Genomic DNA, 738 nt, shown 5'->3' with positions numbered 1-738 from the left:
CTTTAGCGGTTGGGTCTAATGTATGTTTATTCTTAAAGGCAGACCACAGACTGCTAGTGCCATACACAATCAAGAACAATGCACCGCCATATCGCGCAATATCTTCCACTTGAGGGTAAGCCTTCACTACCACAGAGAAGCCTGCGACACCGGCACTGATCAGCAGAGCATCTGAAACGGCGCATACCAAGCAGACCCAAAATACATGCTGCCTAAGCAAGCCTTGCTTTATGACAAAGGCATTTTGCGCTCCGATAGCCAAAATGAGTGATAGACCAATAGAAAAGCCAGCCAAAAACGCAGACATTGATTCATCCTTGAATACTACAAAGTGACAACTCTACAAGTGAACTTGTTAATTTACAAAAGGAAAAAGAGCAAACTCATCGGACAGAGTTTGCTCTTTGTGCCCACAAGCAAAAAGCAATGAGCGGTATCACTAGTTGTCTTGGTATCATCATAATTTCTAGCCTTCAGCTGTTAGCTGTTAGCTGTTAGCTGTCAGCTGAAAGCTCAATGGTGATAACAATAGATATCAATCTGGCGGTAGAGATCCATCTATTTGGGCATAAGACTAGAAGTTAGCTGCTATTCATGACAACGCATGAGTAGAACAAGAGGGATGGTCAGCTAACTTCCAGAACTATTTATTAAACTCTTTTTGCTTTTAGCGCTTCATCAACTGCTACTGCAAGAGCCACAGATGCACCCACCATTGGGTTGTTACCCATACCGATG

The 738-nt window shown here is 43.2% G+C and carries 2 protein-coding genes; both read right to left on the bottom strand.

Features of this window, described 5'->3' with window-relative positions:
• Positions 1-307 (bottom strand): LysE/ArgO family amino acid transporter (locus tag AB4585_RS24320; RefSeq protein WP_372171314.1); only part of this gene is annotated, 307 nt, incomplete at its 3' end.
• 343 nt (positions 308-650) lie between these two features.
• On the bottom strand, positions 651-738 hold an 88-nt coding region (locus AB4585_RS24315; RefSeq protein ID WP_372171315.1), incomplete at its 5' end, for a GGGtGRT protein.

Origin of the sequence: Vibrio sp. 10N.222.49.C9, assembly GCF_041474985.1 — a bacterium.
Taxonomy (GTDB): domain Bacteria; phylum Pseudomonadota; class Gammaproteobacteria; order Enterobacterales; family Vibrionaceae; genus Vibrio; species Vibrio crassostreae_C.
The sequence above is the reverse complement of the archived record's forward strand: the minus strand, read 5'-3'. Positions and strand labels throughout refer to the sequence as shown.